Source organism: Streptomyces sp. NPDC020379 (genome assembly GCF_044387105.1).
In the GTDB taxonomy this organism is placed as follows: domain Bacteria; phylum Actinomycetota; class Actinomycetes; order Streptomycetales; family Streptomycetaceae; genus Streptomyces.
Genome location: NZ_JBIRVR010000027.1, coordinates 78,057 through 95,468, shown reverse-complemented (window position 1 = coordinate 95,468; position 17,412 = coordinate 78,057). Strand labels below are relative to the sequence as shown.

At 67.7% G+C, this 17,412-nt stretch carries 13 protein-coding genes and 1 pseudogene; 6 read left to right on the top strand and 8 right to left on the bottom strand.

The features are described 5' to 3' along the window. Window positions 1–340: 340 nt before the first annotated feature. Both ACH427_RS28180 and ACH427_RS28175 read right to left on the bottom strand, forming a co-directional pair. The gene (locus ACH427_RS28180; protein WP_398873855.1) at window positions 341–532 is read right to left on the bottom strand and encodes a hypothetical protein; all 192 of its coding nucleotides are present in this window, start codon (window positions 530–532) and stop codon (window positions 341–343) included. Further along, window positions 529–663, bottom strand: a complete 135-nt coding sequence (locus ACH427_RS28175) for a hypothetical protein (protein WP_398873853.1) — start codon at window positions 661–663, stop codon at window positions 529–531. The genes ACH427_RS28180 and ACH427_RS28175 overlap by 4 nt, the downstream gene beginning before the upstream one ends. Window positions 664–1,305: 642 nt before the next feature. Here ACH427_RS28175 and ACH427_RS28170 point away from each other — a divergent pair. The 4 genes from ACH427_RS28170 to ACH427_RS28155 all read left to right on the top strand — a co-directional run bounded on the left by ACH427_RS28170 (window position 1,306) and on the right by ACH427_RS28155 (window position 8,249). Next, the gene (locus tag ACH427_RS28170; RefSeq protein ID WP_398873850.1) at window positions 1,306–1,665 is read left to right on the top strand and encodes a Rieske 2Fe-2S domain-containing protein; all 360 of its coding nucleotides are present in this window, start codon (window positions 1,306–1,308) and stop codon (window positions 1,663–1,665) included. Between the two features lie 524 nt (window positions 1,666–2,189). Next, window positions 2,190–2,387, top strand: coding sequence for a DUF5988 family protein (locus tag ACH427_RS28165; RefSeq protein WP_398873848.1), 198 nt, complete (start codon window positions 2,190–2,192; stop codon window positions 2,385–2,387). A 9-nt stretch (window positions 2,388–2,396) separates the two neighbouring features. Continuing rightward, a complete protein-coding gene (locus tag ACH427_RS28160; RefSeq protein ID WP_398873846.1) occupies window positions 2,397–7,682 on the top strand; it encodes an SDR family NAD(P)-dependent oxidoreductase in 5,286 nt (1,761 codons plus the stop codon). A 63-nt stretch (window positions 7,683–7,745) separates the two neighbouring features. Continuing rightward, window positions 7,746–8,249, top strand: coding sequence for an acyl-CoA thioesterase (locus ACH427_RS28155; RefSeq protein WP_398873844.1), 504 nt, complete (start codon window positions 7,746–7,748; stop codon window positions 8,247–8,249). A 417-nt stretch (window positions 8,250–8,666) separates the two neighbouring features. Here the strand turns inward: ACH427_RS28155 and ACH427_RS28150 are convergent, their stop codons facing one another. The 3 genes and pseudogenes from ACH427_RS28150 to ACH427_RS28140 all read right to left on the bottom strand — a co-directional run bounded on the left by ACH427_RS28150 (window position 8,667) and on the right by ACH427_RS28140 (window position 11,552). Beyond that, a complete protein-coding gene (locus ACH427_RS28150) occupies window positions 8,667–9,383 on the bottom strand; it encodes a recombinase family protein (RefSeq protein WP_398873842.1) in 717 nt (238 codons plus the stop codon). Window positions 9,384–9,597: 214 nt separating this feature from the next. Further along, window positions 9,598–10,424, bottom strand: a pseudogene (locus ACH427_RS28145) (lactonase family protein). 270 nt (window positions 10,425–10,694) lie between these two features. Then, window positions 10,695–11,552 carry an SDR family oxidoreductase gene (locus ACH427_RS28140; RefSeq protein ID WP_398873840.1) on the bottom strand — a complete coding sequence of 286 codons (858 nt, stop codon included), beginning with the start codon at window positions 11,550–11,552 and terminating at the stop codon, window positions 10,695–10,697. A gap of 106 nt (window positions 11,553–11,658) precedes the next feature. Here ACH427_RS28140 and ACH427_RS28135 point away from each other — a divergent pair, with 106 nt between their 5' ends. Next, the gene (locus ACH427_RS28135) at window positions 11,659–12,321 is read left to right on the top strand and encodes a TetR/AcrR family transcriptional regulator (protein WP_398873838.1); all 663 of its coding nucleotides are present in this window, start codon (window positions 11,659–11,661) and stop codon (window positions 12,319–12,321) included. Window positions 12,322–12,483: 162 nt separating this feature from the next. Here ACH427_RS28135 and ACH427_RS28130 read toward each other — a convergent pair whose 3' ends face one another. The 3 genes from ACH427_RS28130 to ACH427_RS28120 form a co-directional block, all read right to left on the bottom strand. Further along, the gene (locus tag ACH427_RS28130) at window positions 12,484–13,071 is read right to left on the bottom strand and encodes a Tn3 family transposase (RefSeq protein WP_398873864.1); all 588 of its coding nucleotides are present in this window, start codon (window positions 13,069–13,071) and stop codon (window positions 12,484–12,486) included. A gap of 736 nt (window positions 13,072–13,807) precedes the next feature. Then, window positions 13,808–15,076 (bottom strand): hypothetical protein, encoded by a 1,269-nt coding sequence (locus ACH427_RS28125; RefSeq protein ID WP_398873836.1) that lies wholly within the window; start codon window positions 15,074–15,076, stop codon window positions 13,808–13,810. A gap of 166 nt (window positions 15,077–15,242) precedes the next feature. Beyond that, window positions 15,243–15,446 carry a hypothetical protein gene (locus ACH427_RS28120; protein ID WP_398873834.1) on the bottom strand — a complete coding sequence of 68 codons (204 nt, stop codon included), beginning with the start codon at window positions 15,444–15,446 and terminating at the stop codon, window positions 15,243–15,245. A gap of 562 nt (window positions 15,447–16,008) precedes the next feature. On the opposite strand from ACH427_RS28120, the gene ACH427_RS28115 reads away from it, so the two are divergent. After that, on the top strand, window positions 16,009–17,346 hold the full coding sequence (locus tag ACH427_RS28115; protein ID WP_398873832.1) for a hypothetical protein: 1,338 nt from the start codon (window positions 16,009–16,011) through the stop codon (window positions 17,344–17,346). Window positions 17,347–17,412: the final 66 nt, after the last annotated feature.

Below are 17,412 nucleotides of genomic sequence, written 5' to 3'. Positions count from 1 at the left end.
ACCCCCCAGGTCATACCTTCGACAGGGGGGAACAGTCATGCCGGGCCCGGAGGCCAGCGGCCCTCTTGCAGGACCGCGAAAAACATAACGGGGGGCAGCGAGCAGCGCGTCACGCAGTTCGGTCGAGCTGACGCCGGGGGCCTGGATCTCGACCGAGTCGGTTCCGCCGACGTCCTTGGCAGACAGCGGAACGTGCGCACCGACTCCTGTTTGTACTGCTTGGCGATGACGCCGGCGATGTGGTGGAGTCCATCGCGGCCGACCCTGTTGGTGGCCCCGGTCTCCCGGCTCGGAGGCCAGCCGCAAACTAGCTTTCGGTGATGCTCGGGCTGTTGGTTGATCAGGTGGTGCGGCGTTGGCCGGGGACGAGACGCCAGTGACCGGGGTAGGTGGCGCACTGCGCGCGGTAGAGGGTGTGGGCCGGACGGGCGTGCAGGCGCTGATCCTCGATGACGGCGACGAGTTCTTCCCATGGGGCCGGGCAGGTACAGGTGGGCAGTAGCGGTAACGCGTCGTCAGCCGGTGAGGTCATGCGTCGCTCCCGTCCTGCGATGGGTCGTCGGGGCTGATGGCTCGCCATTCGCGGGACTTGAGGACGGTGACGTCTTGGACGGCGGCGACTTCTTCATGGTCGTGAGCGGTGCGGACGTCGGAGATTGACATGCCGGAGTCGTCGGCGAGGTCGGCAAGCCTGTACGGGCGGGGGCCGGGCGAACTCGCGGCTGTACGCGGCCAGTCGGCGGATCTCGGCCTCGGCCTTGTCGCGGCGCCAATCGCATCAGATGCGATTGGCGCCCGTTGGGGAATACGGCGGGAACGTGCCGTAGGGGTCAGCCGCGCTGAGCGAAGACATACCCCGGGGTTGTCTCAGGCTATCCAGCAAAGTCGCAGGTAGTGGCTGCACGAACAGGTTAGGCACGTCAGGTCCGGGAAGCCGCTCGATCACCTCGAACGCGAAGCCTTGAGTGCAGTCACGTCCGACCGGCCCCAAGGGTTTGACGGTTCGTCCCCACGGCCGGTTGTGTTACGTAGGAGGATCTGCTGGGTGGTGTACCAGCTGGTACACCACCGCAAGGGGCGGACGACCGCGCTCCAGGCGCGAACGGGGCGCTGGTTGAAGTGTCAATAAGCCGGGTTCGCGCCCTTCACTTTCGCTAACCGGGCCGGACAGTGTGGGTACGTGCCGCTTCCGGTCCAGGGGCCCATGGCCGCGTGGCGCAGGCCCGGGGCCTGACCCTCGGCTGCAGTCCGGGTGCCCGTTTCGGCCCGTTGAGCCTGTCCGTCGTTTCCTCCGGCCCAGGATCAATGGTCGTCCTCGGTTCAGTAACCAGAAAAACGAGGTTCCGTACAGCGGTCGGCTGGTTGGGCAGCCCCTGCCGACATTCCGATTCATCGGGAAAGGAGAGCTCCGTGAAGTCTAATCCGTGCCGGAGTGAGTATTCTGCAGTTTCTGGTCAGGCTGTAATCGGAAATTCGTCTCCGCCGCTTCCGTATCCTACTGGATGGTTCTGTGTGAGATTCTCAAAGAGCTGGAAGCCGGGCAGTGTTGTGGCCGCTCCTTTGATGGGCGAAGACCTTGTGGTGCACCGAACCCGGAGCGGGAAAGGTCACGCTACTCGCTCCTGCTGCCCACACCTGGGGGCCGGGGGCGCAGTCGATGATTAATTGCTTGTGTATCCTTTCCAGTCTCTGGGTTACGCCCCGGGATCGTCTCTCGGGAAGTCTGTATCAACTTCCTCCGCCTAGCGGGCCTTTGCGTGTACGTCCTGCTTCCAAAGATTCGTCTTGATTCCGTCAGCTGGATCACCACGCCCGTTGTTCCTTGGTGTATGCGTGTACGGACTGCCACGAGTGCGGTAGCCGATGTTTACTCGTGGAGGCCCGACCGTGTGCGGGAGGCCGCCTCTCGGGGCCTGGAGCGGCCCATCGGTTGCCATGAACAAGTGGTTCCTCTACACCCAGGCGCCTGATCTGTTCGTGTGGCATCACCGGCAATATCAGCTTCACCCTAAACTTCACGGCGGCGACGGCCCTGTTGCCATTTCCGGCGATGGGCGCGCAATCACTACGAAACGGATGGTTCGGAATAGGCGAAGGCCTTTCCGGAAGTTTCTCGCGGAGGGTATCTGGGCTTCTTTTTCTCGGGGCTGTTGTGACGGTGGCTCCGTCTCACAGAAAGGTTTGGTGCGGTGAAGATTTTATTGAAGGGCGGGCCGTACGGCCTGGACGGGGTTGAGTATACGGCTGCGGCCAGGGCGGCGGAGAAGATCTCAGTGGCTTTTTATGGGCAGCACCTGCATTTCGAGCGGACCGGCGAGGTCGAGGTTGTCGAGGGTCGCCAGATTCTGATCTATGCATGGAGTTACAGCACTGCCATTGCGGAGTAGGAGCGGGTCATGTCGGTTTCGGGTGCGGTGCCGGTCGCGGTGATCGGCGTCGGCTGCAGGTTTCCCGGGGGTGTGGACTCCCCGGCCTCGTTGTGGCGGCTGCTGTTGGAGGGGCGTGAGACGGTCGGTCCGGTACCACCGGAGCGGTGGGACGCTTCGGAGGTGATGCGGTATCAGGATCCGGATGTGGCGGATCGTTTCGGCAGGGGGTGTTTCCTTGCGGGGGATGTCTGGGCGTGGGAGCCGGCCGCGTTCGCGGTGGCACCCACGGAGGGGGCGGCGGTGGATCCTCAGCACCGGCTGGCGGTGGAGACGGCCTGGGAGGCTGTGGAGCATGCCGGGATTCCTCTGGCGCGAGTGCGGGGATCGCGCACGGGGGTGTATCTGGGTCTGTATGCGCAGGACCATCTGCTGGGTGCGGCGCGGCCGGTGCGGGATCGGCCGGATGCCGCGGGGATGCTGGGGGGTGCGCCGGGCAACGCCTGCTCGCGGGTCACGTTCGCGCTGGATCTGCGCGGGCCGGCGATGGTGGTGGAGTCTTTGTGCTCGTCCGGGCTGGCGGCCGTGCACCTGGCTGGGCAGGCACTGGCGGCCGGTGAGTGCGAGATGGCGCTGGCCGGTGCGTCGTTGCTGATGACGGGCCCGCAGACGCTGCACTACGAGGCCGAGCAGCTCACTTCCGCGACGGGGCACTGCTTCGCGTTCGACGAGCGGGCGGATGGTTTCGTGCGTGGTGAGGGCTGCGGCATGCTGCTCCTGAAGCGTCTGGATGATGCGGTGGCGGGCGGGGACCGCGTGTTGGCGGTGATCCGGGGGTCTGCGCTTTCGTGTGACGGGCAGGACGGGAGGCTGACCGCGCCGTCCCCCCGCATGCAGCAGGAGGCGTTCCGGCAGGCGGTGGCCCGCGCCGGGATCGACCCAGGTGATGTGGGGCTGGTGGAGACGCATGGCCCGGGCACCCCGACCGGTGACCCGGTGGAGTACACCTCCGTCAACGCCGTCTACGGCCGCGGCCAGGGCCGGTGCGCGCTCGGGTCGGTCAAGACCAATTTCGGGCATTCGGAGCCGACGTCGGGCATCGCTGGGCTGATCAAGGCGGTATGGGCGGTGCGTGAGGGGATTGTTCCCGCCAACGTGAACTTCCGCGCCTGGAACCCGGCCATCGCCCTGGACGAGGAATCGCGGCTGTTCGTGCCGGTACGGGCGACCGCCTGGCCCGTCGAGGACGGCCCCCGGCTGGCTGCGGTGTGCTCCTACGGCCTGTCGGGTACTAACGCCCACGTCATCATCGAGGGATCTCCCCGCACCAGCCTCAGCACCGCGCCCCGGCCTCGCACCGTCTGCGGACAAGAAGGTGATCAGGTCCGGCTGTTTCTGCTGTCCGCGTCTTCCCGTCAGGCTCTGGGGCCTGCCGCGGGCCGTCTTGCCGACTGGGTCGAGACGGCAGCACCGCCATCGGATGACCTGGCACACACCCTCGCGGTGCGCCGCTCGCACGCACCCGAGCGCCTGGCCGTCTGTGCCCGCACCCGTACGGAGCTGGTGCAGCGGCTGCGGGCGTTCGCCGAGCGCGGCGACCTGAGCGATGTCACCGTCGGCCAGCCGGTGCTGCCCGCGGGGCATGCGGGGCCGGTGTTCGTGTTCACCGGTCAGGGCTCCCAGTCGTTCGGGATGTGCCGCCAGCTCCTGGACGCTGATGCGGCGTTCACCGCGGTGATCGACGAGATCGAGCCCCTGATGCGCGAGATCGCCGGGTTCTCGCTACGCCAGGTTCTGGCCGAGCCCGGCTTGCTGAGCGGGGTGGAGCGCATTCAGCCGGCGCTGTTCGCGGTCCAGATCGCCCTGGCCGCCCTGTGGCGCTCCTGGGGCGTCGAACCGGCCGCGGTGATCGGACAGTCCATGGGCGAGATCTCCGCCGCTGTCGTGGCGGGGGCTCTGTCCCTGCGCGACGGATTGGAGGTCAACTACCGCCGTGCCGTCCTGGCCAACCAGGTCACCGGCGGGCTGATGGCCTCCGTCCTCCTCGACGCCGAGCAAGCACGCAACGATATTGCCGAACTGGGTCTGGACGGCGTGTCGGTGGCCGTCTTGACCTCGCCCGGCTCGACCGTCGTCTCCGGCCGCGCCGACCAGGTCAGGCGCCTTGTCGAGCACTGGCAGCAGCAGGACGTGAGCGCCAGCCTCGTCGAGGTCGACTACGCCTCCCACTCACCGCACGTCGACCCCATCCTCGACGCCATCCGCACCGAACTCGCCCACATCACCCCCGCCACCCCAGCCGTCACCTTCTACACGACCGCACACGAAGACCCGCGGGCCGCAGCCGCGTATGACGGCGGCTACTGGGCGTTGAACCTGCGGGCACCGGTGCGCCTGCGCACCGCCGTGGAGGCGGCGCTGGACGACGGGCACCGCCTGTTCATCGAATGCTCCCCGCACCCCTTGGTGGTGCGGGCCGTCACCGATACCGCCGCCCACGCGCAGATTACCGATGCGGTCACGCTGGGCACCCTGCGCCGCGAGACGGATGATGCGGAAGCCTTCGCCCGCAACCTGGCCGCGGCCCACTGTGCCGGCGCGCCCCTCACCTGGGAGCGCCGGTACCCGGGAGAGCTGGTGGACGCGCCCACCACCACGTGGCACCGCGTCCACCAGCGCCCCGAACCCGCCTACGAACTCGTCGCCCCCCACCTGCCCGGCGCCCGCCAGCACAGCCTGCTGGGCGGGCACGTGGCCGACCCCGACCACGACGGGCGGCATCTGTGGCAGACTCCCCTCTCCCCGAAGCGGATCTCCTGGCTCGCCGACCACAAAATCGGCAGCACGCCGGTGATGGCCGGGGCCGGCCTCGCCGAGATGGCCCTGGCCGCCGCCCGCCACATCCTGGCAACGGACCAGCTCACCCTCACCGGCCTCGACCTGCACGCACCGCTCCTGCTCGATCCGGAACCCATCGTCACCACCCGCGCGCTGAACAACGCGGACGGCTCCGTGTCCATCGAGGTCAGTTCGCGGACCGCCGGTGGCAACGTGCAGCACGCCACCGCGTGCGTCACGGCAGGTGCCCTGGCCGGGGCCGGGGCACCGATGTCGGCGCAGGCCCGGCTCGCTACGTGGACCACACTCGCACCCGAGGATGTGTACGCGGCCTACCGCGCCTGTCACGATGTCCACCACGGCCCCGCCTTCCAGGGACTGGAACACTTGCAGGTCCACCCCGAGGCGGACGAGGCCGTTGCCCATCTCCGCCTGCCCGCCCCGGCACGCGTCTCCGCCTGGATGACATGCCTGCACCCTGCGCTGCTGGACAGCCTCGTCCAGGCCGGTGGCGCCATCTGGCGCCACCACCACCCTCTGGAGCACGGCCCCGTCGCCGTGGCCGGCATCGGCACACTCACCGTGCTCGGTCCCACCGCCTACGCCCGTACCGCCCACCTGTGCCTGACCCAGGCCACCGCACTGCACTGCGTGCTCTCCGCTTCCCTCATGACCGCGGACGGCCAGGTCGTTGCCCAGATCGACGACCTGCGCATCACCAACCTCACCTCGCCCGCAGAACGCTTCACCAACCGCCTCGCCCGCGTCACCTACCAGCCTTACCCCCTGCCCGAACGACAAGCCGTCCCCCCTGCGGGCGCAGAGCGGACGGGCGGCGCGTGGTGCGTGCTGGCAGCCGAGAAGTCCCACTGGGCCCGCGAGCTGGCCAAAGCCCTCACCGACCACGGATACGACGTACACCTGCGCGTCCGCTCCGCTCCCACCCCGCTCAGTGAACGCGACCTGACGCCCCCGCCCGACACCGCGTGGAGCGGCATCGTGGTGGCCGTCGACGGCACCGGCGACACCGACCCCACCCCCCTCGACAACCGTCTGGCAACGGCCCGCCTGTGCGAGGTGCTACGCACCGCCTCCGCCGGACCGCACCCGCCACGGGTCTGGGCAGCCGTCCGCCAGGAGGAAGACGGCCTGCACGCAGCAGGGCTGAGCGGCGTGTGCCGCACCGCTGCCTACGAATACCCCCAAGTACCCTGCGGACTTACGGAGTCCACGCCGGACACCCCCGCCGACCTCGTCGCCGCCGACCTGCTCGATGAGGACACCACCCACCGGGAAACCCGCTGGCAGCATGGGCAGCGCAGCATCGCCCGCCTCACCCAAGGCCAGCGTGCTCTCGACAGTCACCCCCAGTCCGGCAGCCAGGACAGCCTGATCATCCGCGACGATGCCTCCTACCTCATCACCGGTGCCTTCGGCGGCCTCGGCCTCCTCGCCGCCCAATGGCTCGCCGAACAAGGCGCCGGACATCTCCTCCTGTTCGCCCACCACCAACCCACCGGTCAGGCTGTCGCGGTCCTCGACAGCCTGCGCCGGCAGACCAAGACCACGGTCGTCACCGGCGACATCGGCGACGCAGGGACCCTCCACAAAGCCCTCGCCGCCCTCCCCGAGAACCTCCCGCTGCGCGGGGTCCTGCATACCGCCGCGGTCGTCGAAGATGCCACCCTCGACACTCTCGACCACGGCCTTCTCGCCCGCGTCTGGCACGCCAAGACCCTCGGAGCCTGGCACCTGCACCACGCCACCCACGCTATGGACCTGGACTTCTTCGCCCTGTACTCCTCCGCAGCCGCCCTGCTCGGCTCACCCGGCCAGGCCGCCTACGCCGCAGCCAACGCCTACCTCGACACCCTCGCCCAATGGCGCCGCAACCAGCACCTTCCCGTCCTCTCCGTGCAATGGGGCGCCTGGGCCGAAGCAGGCCGCGGCCAGCACATGGAACAACGCGGACTCGCGCTGATCGAACCCGACGACGCCCTCACCGCCCTGGCCCAACTCCTCACCCCCGGCCACACACCCGCCACCATCGCCTACGCCCCCCTTGACCTGGCCCGCTGGCTCACAGACTTCCCCGCCACCGCCCGCAGCTCCCTGTTCACCGATCACAGGACTGGTACAGCAGTCGGCCAGCCGAACAGCTCGCTCCTGGCCCGCCTCGCCACCACCGAACAGCCCGAAGCCCGCACCGCCCTGCTCCAGCAGCACATCATCACCACCGTCCAGGAGACCCTCGGCATCAACGGCACCCACCTCGACCCCACCACCTCCCTGGTCTCCCTCGGAATCGACTCCCTGACCGCCATGCGGCTGCGCCAGAGCCTCCAGCGTGACCTGACTCTTGCCATTCCCCAGGCAGTGCTGTGGACCCAGCCCACCGCAGCCAGGCTCACCATCTGGCTCCTCGACCACCTCTCCATCCAAGGGCTCACACCAGACGATGGACAGGCCGCGAGCTGACCGTGACGCGCACCGCCGCGTTCAACCTGCACCACCGCGCTCCCACCCACGAGAGGAACTGCTGTGACCGCACCACCCCTTACACCGAAGTACGGCAAGATCCTTCCCCCCACCGAGCCCGGCGGCCCCAGTTGGTATGCCATCGACCATGTCGTCACCTTCGGCGAGACCAGCATGGCCGGCTTCGTCTACTACCTGCGCCTGATCGAATGGCAAGGGCACTTGCGCGAGATGTTCGCCCTCGAACTCGCGCGCGACTACATGAACCTGATGGCCGAAGGCCGTCTCGTCATGCTCACCCAGTCCGTCTCCTGCGAATATCACGCAGAAATCCGCCTCGGCGAACTCATCTCCCTCCGCTTGACCATCTCCTGGCTCAAAGGCATCCGTTGCATCGGCGACTATGCCTACTACCGCACCGTCCCGGGTGGCGAAGAACTCGTCGCCAGCGGCCAGCAGATGTGGACCAACACCGATGCCCAAGGAGAACCCGCCCCCTGGCCCCAATGTGTCCTGGACGCCTGTCATCAGCTGAACATCGACACCTCCCAAGCCCTCACCACATAGAACCCAGGACCACTTCAAAGACAACGGCCCGGAGAAAGGGGCGGGTCCGGTGGGGCGGGATATCGGCCTGGACACGGTGGTCGAGCACTTCACGTTGATCGGCGACGAGCCGGACTGGCTGCGGAACAAGAGCGGGGACACCCGGCCCAGAGCGGCCGGTAGACCCGCTGCCCCGGTGGTGAGCGGAGCGATGTGCGGCCCTGCCTGTCACTCCGTTCACCGCCTAGGGTCACGCATGGTCAGCGTCGTGACTCTGCCTCACTTTCCGTGCGCGTCCACCGGGACATCGACCGCCTGCCTGAGCTGGACTACCCCGTCGAAGGCGCCACCGGCTACCGGCTCGCCTCCGGCACCGCTATGCCGTCCCTCCTCCTCGACGACGAGACCACCGCCACCGCTTGCGAAAACAGCGCGGGCTCAGCCCGGCGAACGGCGCGATCCAGGACAGCTCCGACGCCGTGATCGAGCTCGGCGGGCTCCAGCTCGGCGGCGCGGTGGCGGTGTGCTCGGGCAGAAGGTCGGCGAGGGGGGTCCGCACGGCGCCGCGGCTGACGCTGTGCGCGCGGGCCAGGGCGGCGATGGACTCGCCCTCCAGGTAGGCGGCGCGCACGCTGGCGATCGTCTCGCCCGCGAGGGCGGGCGGCGTCCGCCCTTGTTGCCCTTGGCCGCTGCGACTCGCGGTCCGTCGTACGTTAGCTCCCACTGGAGGTCGCGTTGGAGTTCGCCGGCGGCGAGGGTCTGCACCATGAACTTCACGGTGGACAGCAGCTCGCCGGTACGCGGGTGGGGGGCGGTGAGGTCCATGCCGGGGAACGCTCCGTCGTGGCTACGCAAGGCGAGGCGGTCGCGGTGCAGGACGTCGAGTACGTCGAGGATGCGTCCGGTGCCGCGCACGAGGCGGAACATCTCGGAGATGTGCACGGTGTCGCCCGGCCGCGTGTAGGTGAGCAGGTCGCCGAACTTCGGGCGTTCCAGCGGGTGGAGGCGGCTGGAGGTGCCGGGCTCCTCCTCGAAGACGACCGGGTCCTCGATCCCGGCCTCGGCCATGACGAGGTTCTGGCGGTCGATCGACTGCTGGTCGGTCGGCACCCGCTTGTAGACGAGATTGACCACGCTGTTCCCCGCTTTTGCCACGCGCTTCGGACCTCGGGTGTCATCTAACCCTGTCGTCAACCGCCATCGGAGCCCCTGGGACCTGGGCCATCGTCAGGTCCCGGAAAGTCCGGGTTCATTGGACACTGGCAGCGCCTGTCGTCATTCGATCCCTTGAAGACATCCGCGGGAGGCGGGAAGCCGCTTCCGGCTGCGAGGCGCCTGCTGTGTCAGCCCCGGCAGCGCAGCGCCATCATCAAGGGAACGGGCCGGGAGTCGGCCGGTCGCTGGGCTTCAACGCGCCCGTCCCGGGGGCGACAGCGTATTGGGCGATGGTGTCGGCTGTGCTGTTGTTGACGTAGAGCCAACTTCCGGTGGGGTCGATGACGAAGTTGGTCGGGCCGCTCACGCCCTGGCCGGTGTGGTCGATGACGGAGAAAGTGCCGGTCGCGCGGTTGATCCGGAAGGCGGTGATGGTCTGTGAGCCACGGTTGGACGCGTAGAGGAAATCGCCCGACGGATGAACAGCGATCTTGGCGCGGCTGGGGAGGCCTGTGTAGGCAGGCGGTGCGGTCGCAAGGGACTGCAGGGTCTCCTGGACCGCCCCCGTCGCGACGTCATAGCAGAACGCCGTGATGCTTCCGTCGAGTTCGCCAATCGCGTAGAGGCCCTGCCGTCCTGGGCGAAGGCGAGGCGGCGGGGCCCAGTGCCGGGCGGCAGAGCCGCCTCGCTGACGAGTTCGAGGCGGCCGTCGGCGAGCCGCAGAACCTGGACCTTGTCGACGCACAGGTCGGCGGTCGCGAGGAACCGGTCCCGCGGATCGAGGGCGACGGCGTGGGGATGGCTCGACTCCTGGCGTGCATGCGGGCCGTTGCCGGTGTTTTGCACCGTATGAATCACGGGGTCGAGTCGGCCTTCCGCTTGGACCGGGAGCACGGCGTATTCACCGCCGTAGTAGCTCGCCACCACCACGTGCTGTCCGTCCGGGGCGACCGCCAGGTGGGCACAGCCTCGGTCCTGCAGCCACACCCGTTTCAAGAGTTCCAGGGTCCCGGTGCGTGGGTCGATGGCGAAGGCGTCCACCGTGCCGACGTGGCGCTCGGTCGCCTTGCAGCGAGTAGCAGGCGTACAGGAAACGGCGGGAACGGTCGACCTCGATCCAGACCGGGCTTGCGCCGGCCACCTCCTGCACCGGCGTCAGCGCGCCGGTGTGCGGATCGAGCCGGAACGCATACAGCCCGATCGTGTCCGGGGACCCGTCTGTGGAGCTGTTCGCGTACGAGGCGGACGTAGGCGTACACCGTTGGGACTGCCACATGCTGTCTCCCTTCCTGCCGGGCGGGCGGGGGTCGGCTAGTTCGTCGCCTTGGTGGGGGTGGGCATCAGCGCGTCCCACAGGGCGGTGGCCTCGCCGCGGTTCCGTGCGCTGAGCTCTTCCAGGTACCAGTCCTGGCCGAGGAGTTGCTTCACGCGCGGGATGGCCTCGCCGTCGGGGCCGCTGTAGTAGTGGACCTTCTTGGTGTTGCCGTCGGTGACCATGCGGAACATGACCTCGGCGGTGAGGGCCGGGTCGGAGCGGACGAGGTTCAGGGACGCGAAGGTGTTCCAGGAGGCGGTGTAGTCCTCCGGGACGTTCTCGGCACGGTCGACCTTGCTGAAGATCTTGGTCTCGTGGCTGCCAGGGTGCAGCGCCTTGACCTGGACGCCGAACTCGGCGAGTTCCGCGTGCAGGCCCTCGCTGAGGGAGGCGACGGCGGCTTTGGACGCCTGGTACACCGAGGTGTACGGGAATCCCGCGTCGGCGCTGATCGAGCTGACGTTGACGATGACGCCCGAGTGCTGCTTGCGGAAGATCGGGATGACCGTCTTGTTCAGTGCGATCAGCCCGAAGACGTTGGTCTGGAACTGACGGTGGACCTGGTCCATCGTGGTGGCTTCCAGCGGGCCGCCCTGGAAGTAGCCGGCGTTGTTGATCAGCGCGTCCAGGCGGCCGAACTGGGACAGCGCGAGGTCGCCGAAGCCCAGGTCGGCGTGCTCGTCATCGACGTCCAGCAGGAGCGTCTTGACGTTGTCCAGCTCGGCGTGCGCGTCCAGGTCCGCTTCCTTGCGGACGGTGGCCACGACGTTCCACCCGGCTTCGGCGAAACGGCGCACGCCCAGGTATCCGAACCCGCTCGCGGTGCCGGTGATGGCGATGGTCGTGGCAGACATCGGGAGACCCTTTCGGTGAGGTGAATGCGACCCCCTCCGACTTAGTGAAACACCGGTGCGCTAAGTGTGCAAATTCAACGCACCCTCGTTGCGTTAAAGTTCTTTCATGACCACGCAGCCGTTCCAGCGCGCCCGCCGCCCGGAGCACAAGGAGCAGCGCCGACGGGACATCCTGGAAGCCGCCGCCACGCTGGGCCTGCGGGACGGCGTCCGGCCGGTCACTCTCACCGAGATCGCCGCCGAGGCCGGCGTCCACAAATCGGCCGTGCTCCGCTACTTCGCCTCACGCGAAGCCGTCTTCCTCCAACTGACGGCGGATGGCTGGCAGGACTGGGCCGCCGCTGTCGAGGAGACCCTGCAAGCCCCGGCGGAACCTCCCGCGGTCGCGGCCGCGCTCGCCGCTGCGCTCGCGCAGCGCCCCCTGTTCTGTGACCTGCTCGCCCACGCCCAGCTCAACCTGGAACGCGGGGTGACCCAAGAACAGGTCCGCGACTTCAAGGTCATCACCCTCGACGCCGTCGACCGCATCACGTGTGCTCTGACCACCGCCCTGCCGTGGCTGCCCCGGGGGCAAGCGGTCGACGTGATCGCCGGGACCACCGCGATGGCGGCACAGCAGTGGCAGACCTCGAACCCGCCGGAAAACCTGGCCCGGCTGTATGCCGAGGACCCGCTCTTCGCCCATGTGGCTTCCGAGTTCACCCCCCGGCTCGCCCGGCTCGTGACACTGCTCCTGTCCGGGGCCGCCGCTTCGTGCAGCGATCCGTAGAAGAAGCCCCCGCATCCCCTCCGGCCACTGCCCGAGACGGACAAGCTGTGGTAACGCCTCCGCGATCTCGGAGGAGGACAACCCACCCAGGTGTTGCCGGCGAAGTCCCTCACTGATGCCATGGCCGACATCCCGGATGAGCTGCCGCCCGACTTCGCGTGATCAGGCTGCGGTCCCGAAGCCCTCGGCGCGCAGGTCTTGGTCGCGGAGGTGGGTGAAGTCGACGTCGAGTTCCGGGTCGTACGCCTCGGGCTGGATACCGAGTTCGTGGGTGGAGTACTCGCCGAACCGGTTGACGTGCTCGGTCGGGTATGGCGAGATGTGCGCCAGGTCCTCCGGGTCGATCTCCCACCCTTCCTCCAACAGCTGACGCACGATCTCCGCGATGTCCAGGGCGTTGTGGAAGATCACCGCGTTCGTGAGCAGCGCGTTGAACTTCATCGCCTTCTCCTGCTCGATGGGGTCGTTGTCGGCGACGACGCCGCGGTCACCGAAGCCGATCCACTGGGAGAACCGGTTGAACGACTCCACCTTGTTGGTCGCTGCGGTCACCCGTCGGCGCAGCGGCGCGTCCGAGAGGTAGCGCAGCAACTGCACGGTGCGGATCACTCGGCCGGCCTCGCGGAACGCGGCGCAAGTGGCGTTCTTCCGCGACCCTGAGCGCAGGCGCTTGAGCAGCGTGGAGGAGGGGATGGTGCCTTCGCGTACGGAGACGGCCACGCGCATCAGGTGGCGGAACTGGGACTCGATCAGGTCGAAGTCGGAAGTGAACGAGTTCGCCGATTCCTGGGCAGGCGAACGGGCGAACGCGTACGTCGAGCCGCGTCAAAGTGTGTTCTGCAGGCAGGTTCTGGGATGAGCGAGTGATTTGACGGCCCGCCAGTTCACCCGGCGGGCGGTCCGGGTTGCTCGTGTCGGTGACAGGCAAGCCTGTGTCCCGGCTGCTGTAGGGTCCGCGTTCCGATGTCACACGGCGACTCCATGAGCTGCGCTCTCGTCTGAATCCGCACTCCATGTCACCTTGATCATTCCGGACCTCGTGTCATTTTCCTGCGCGGTGACTTGAAGACGAGGGGCTCTCTTGGAGCGTGGACTTCAGTCTCTCCTCGGTCTCCCTCAGTGCCTCATGCAACTGATCCCGTTCGGCCGTGGTCTCGTGCGGTGACTTGGCTCGGCCCTCGGCCGACGAGTTGACATCGATGCGTCTGGGCACGGGTTCCTCAACTCCTTCGCAGCGATCGGGTCGGTGCTGTCACAATGGCGCCCCGACTGCCCGGCGCCGGGCCTCGAAGGCGAGCCTGAGGTGCTCAGGGCTGGTGCCAAGTGCGGCGGCGGCTGTTGGTGAGAGGCCGCTCCTGATCGATTTGGCTGCGTGTTCGGTGTCGACGGCATTCCGTGGAGTAGGCCCAGGTCGCCCGATCTCGGTTCACGCGAGAGGGAAGTTGGGCGACCTGGGCCAGAGGGGACCGCGTCAGGCGGGGAAGGGTCAGACCTTCACCAGGTCGTACGTACCCGTACCGTCCTGTCTGCCGCTGGAGTACTGACGGATCAACTCCCCGTCCGCGTAACGGTCGTGGCCCAGCATCGAGCCGGTGTACTTGTTCTGCAGGCCGATCTTCGAGCCGCCAGGTACGTCGCGATAGATGTAGAACCGCTGGAGGTCGTCCTCCACGCAGTTGGCAGTCGTCAGGTAGGCCTGTTCCTGGTTGGCGATGTCCGCCGGGATGGTCGCGCACCCGCCGTTGCCCCAGTTCCACAGGGACGCCTCGATAACCCCATTGCGCTCCGTCACGTCGCACAGCCGCCAGTTGTCCAGGTGGGCGCTGGTCCAGTTGGATTCGCGCAGCCGGATGCCGTCGTTGGCCAGGAGCGGTGCGCTCCAGTTCAGGGGCTTGCCGGGGACGTGGATCCTGTAGACGTCAGGCTGGCAGTCCAGGGCGGCGCGCGTGGCGGGCGCACTGGTCCGCGCGGTGGCCGCCTTGCCCGCTGTGCCCTTCGCTGCCGCGTTCCTGGCCGCGGTGGCCTTGGAGGAGTCCACCGGCCCTGGTGCGTGTCCGGCCCGGGGCGGGGCCCCGCAGTCCAGGAGACCCTGCGCCTTGCGCATGATGCTGTTGGCGGGCACCTTGTCCTCGCAGCGCACCGCGCCCTCTTCGAGGGTGGTGTAGGTGGTGTAGCTGCCGCTGTCGGGTCCCTCGATCCATTTCAGCGCCCAGCTGCCGTCGCCCTGTTGGACGCGGTTGCAGTTGAGGCTTCCGTAGGTGCCGGTGACCTTCTTGGTGCCCTTGTAGACGCCGTAGTAGCCGGGGTCGTTGAAGTTCCAGCTGACCGAGGTCGACTCGCTGCTGGTGGAGGAGTAGTTCACCTGTACGTTCAGGCCCAGCATCGCGCCGACGGTGCCGAGGGTGTCGACGGCGAAGCTGCCCTGGACGTTGCCGTTGAGGCCGACGGAGACCGAGATGGTGGTCTGGGTGTTGGTGGTGACGTTCTGGTAGCCGGTCGAGCCCGCGGTGACGTACCAGCCCTTGAAGTGGGTGATCGTCGGGGCGACTTCGGTTGACTTGATGAACGGGTGGCGCTTGCCCAGGTCGGCCGCCGTGCAGGACTGCCCGGCCTGAACGGCGTCGGCGGCGGGGGTGGCACCCTGGGCGGCGGCGGGGCCGGCCACGGCAGTTATGGCGGCGAGCGTCGATGCAGCCGTTGTGGTGAGGGCGATCAGCCCTCTGGCCCAGCGGCCGGAAGATCTTAAGTGGCTCATCATGCCCTTTCTTTGGCCGGGCGCCATGGCGCCCCGGGCCGGAACCCTGCAAGTTATGTGGTGGGGAGCGGTGGTCGATCGAGGCGAAATTTAGCGTCGGCAGCGATGCAGTGACGATGACGGAATCAGCCAGTCCGAGGCGAAACCCGTGACCCTTCATAGGCTGTTACGCAGCCTTGACCTGTCCGGGGGTCATCAGAATTTCATCGGCGAAGCTGCGATCCACCACCAACGCCGCACAGATGGGCTGTTTCGGTCGTGATTCCGCTGCCGTCACCTCGACGGTCAGCGGCTGCCGGAACGGATTTAATCGTCTGTCGGCGCGGCCGACCGCCACCAAGCCATCACAGTATTCGGCCATCTTGCGCATTCTGAAACCGAGGGCCTTCGGCGGCCGAGGCGCCTTGAATGTTTGCGCACCAGTGGGAACGGCCCTATGAACCATGGGGGGCAGACGATCGTCGGCAGGACAGAAGGGAATCCAGCGAAGCAAGCCAGACGGTGGCTGGCGGTGAGCCGGAAGGAGGAGCTTCGATCCCGACAGCCGATCCGACAGTGTCCGCATGATCCCCGACCGGATCCAGCACGGGCACGGAACACAATCAATCGGAAAACAAGGAGAAAACGAACATGTCCTTACCGGGTTTACATCGGCACCACGGAGGACGGGACCGAAGACCGAACAGGCGGCGCCGTGCCCTGTCAAGGGGGACGCCGGCAGCCGCTGCCGCATTCAGCGGCCCAGCGACGGCCGCTGTGCCCGCGCATCCTGCCGACCGCGGGAATGCCGTCGCGAAGACGGGCGGCGGTGTGAGGCCCGAACGGGCCAAAGAACGATCATGGAAGGCCCATTTCTGGCTGACGCAGACGGGCACTACGCCGGTTCGATCCCGAGTGAATTTACATACCACCGGAAAAAGGGGGGACCACCTTTGAAACGCGCCAGTCGACTGCTGGCGGCTGTAGCCGCACTCGCCCTCACCGCAGCCCTTCTCGCCCTGGGTGCCTCACCGGACGCCGCCGCAAGCCCCAAGCCTCCCGCGTCGGCCCCGGGCATCGAGTACACGGCCAAGCCCGGCGACGGTGCTCAGCGCAGCAGCAACGGCAAGGGGGCGGCGGAGATGCCGATATCCCCCGACAACCCCGCGGGCACCGAGTGGCTGAACGACTGTCTCGGTTCCTCGGACGCCCAAGGCCCCGACGGCCGCGTCTACAACCGGTTCAGGTGGTGCTGGGAATACAAATTCAATGCTGAGTACTACCAGAAGGTGGATGGCAAGCGCGTCCTGAAGGGCACCAACACGATCAAGTTCCAGGCCGCCGCCATCGGCTTCAACGACACCCGCGCCACCCGCGTCTTCTTCCGCGCCAAAACCGGCCAGGTCAGCTATGCCGGGTGGAACCCCTGGGACAAGCGGATCGTCGCCCCGAGACTGGACCTGGAAATCACCCCCGAATGCGTGCCGGGCGCCGATCAGCCCACCACTGCCACGTGCGGCGTCGGGCGGTCTCCGGCGAAGATGGAATGGGCCCAGTGGAGCAACTTCCCTGACTGGGTCTACTGGGACGTCTCCTCCAGCGGCGGCGAGGGCCAGGACCAGGTCGCCTTCCACCAGTGGCGCTTCTACTTCAACGGCGCGAGCGCGGGATACGAACAGAGCGCCGAGCGCCCTGTGAGCGCCCCGACCGGTATCCGCTGCGACTCGGCCGACTACTTCAATCAACGCGGCAAGAGCTACCCGCACGCCTGCATCTACACCGGGGCGCTGCCCTTCCTCACCTACGACGGCAACCGCCCCAACATTCGCCAGCACATCCGCGACGCGCAGAACGCCCCGGCCACCGACGGCGTCACCTACCCCAAGGAGAACCACGCCAAGAAGGTCCCCGGCAAGTGGTCGCCGACCGCCGGGTCTCGGGGCGCGCCGCTGCACCGCGTGGTAAGCCGGGGGCAGGGCGGCGCGATCGCCCTGGCGAACGAGCAGGTGAAGAAGGCGGCATGCGGGCAGAAGGGCGGGTCCAACCCGTGGGGCCCGGACTACAACGCCGCGACCGGTCTTCCGCCGTACAACACCACGGTCGAGGACTGCGACGAGTACCCCTTCAGTTCCACCTATGAGGGCGCATCGTCGATCGAATGGGACTTTTCGGTGCGCAACATCGCGTACGGCGAGAACCGGGGGGCGGGCACCGATCTCGGCGACTTCTATGTCGACGACCGGATCCTGGCCTGGCCCGTAGAGGACCCGTACTGGGTGAACGTCAACTGACGTCACGCTCGGTTGACCGCCGATAGCACAAGTGCGGCCACCGTCCCCACCTCCCCCGGGGCGGTG

Coding starts and splice junctions, on each gene's coding strand:
- ACH427_RS28175 (WP_398873853.1), bottom strand. CDS start 663: ATGTCAATCTCCGACGTCCGCACCGCTCACGACCATGAAGAAGTCGCC.
- ACH427_RS28140 (WP_398873840.1), bottom strand. CDS start 11,552: ATGTCTGCCACGACCATCGCCATCACCGGCACCGCGAGCGGGTTCGGA.
- ACH427_RS28180 (WP_398873855.1), bottom strand. CDS start 532: ATGACCTCACCGGCTGACGACGCGTTACCGCTACTGCCCACCTGTACC.
- ACH427_RS28120 (WP_398873834.1), bottom strand. CDS start 15,446: ATGCGCAAGATGGCCGAATACTGTGATGGCTTGGTGGCGGTCGGCCGC.
- ACH427_RS28170 (WP_398873850.1), top strand. CDS start 1,306: ATGGTCGTCCTCGGTTCAGTAACCAGAAAAACGAGGTTCCGTACAGCG.
- ACH427_RS28160 (WP_398873846.1), top strand. CDS start 2,397: ATGTCGGTTTCGGGTGCGGTGCCGGTCGCGGTGATCGGCGTCGGCTGC.
- ACH427_RS28135 (WP_398873838.1), top strand. CDS start 11,659: ATGACCACGCAGCCGTTCCAGCGCGCCCGCCGCCCGGAGCACAAGGAG.
- ACH427_RS28125 (WP_398873836.1), bottom strand. CDS start 15,076: ATGAGCCACTTAAGATCTTCCGGCCGCTGGGCCAGAGGGCTGATCGCC.